This is a genomic window from Thermus sp., assembly GCF_056332225.1.
In genome coordinates this window covers 1-616 of sequence record NZ_JBWGQW010000214.1, presented here as the reverse complement: position 1 = coordinate 616, position 616 = coordinate 1, and the positions used below count along the sequence as shown (strand labels likewise).

1 protein-coding gene is annotated in these 616 nt (G+C 76.6%); it reads right to left on the bottom strand.

Going from position 1 to position 616, the window contains the following annotated elements; genetic code table 11:
- The coding region (locus AC01Y6_RS10980; protein WP_476671565.1) for a chloride channel protein at positions 1-616 on the bottom strand (616 nt) is incomplete at both ends.

The following is a 616-nucleotide window of genomic DNA, read 5'->3' as shown; positions in this document are numbered from 1 at the left end:
TTCCCTTTGCAGAGGCCTTTCAGACGGACTCGCCCCCGGCGTGGCCGGCTCTTCCCTAGCCTCGCCCTCGGCGTAGGCGGGCGTGAGGACGTAGGCCAGCACCACGGCGGGGAGCACCAGGGGCAGGGCGGCGTACCCGCTCCACTCCGCCGAGAGGAGGGCGGCGGCGAAGGGGGCCCGGGCCGTCCCCGAGAGCACCGCCGCCCCGCCCGCCAGGGCCAGGGCCTCCGGGGAGGGGGCCGCGACCCCGAGGAGGCGGGCGAGGAGGGCCCCGAGGAGCCCGCCCAGCGCCAAAGCCGGCGTGTAGGGGCCGCCGTAGGCCCGGGCCCCTCCCGCGAGGGCCAGGAGGAGGAGCTTGGCGAGGAGGAGGTAGAGGAGGGCTCGCGAGGAAACCAGGGGCGTGGTGGCCACCCCCACCCAGCCCAGGCCTGGGCCCAGGGCCTCGGGAAGGAAGAGGAGGGCGAGGGCGAGGCCCAGGCCGAGAAGGCCGTGCCTCGAGGGGAAGGGGAGGGGCTTGAGGAGGGCCTGGAGGAGCCTCGCCCCTTCTTGCCAGAGGGCCCCGAGGAGGGCGGCGAGAACCCCTAGGAGCGCCCCGAGGGGGAGGGCCTCCGGACCC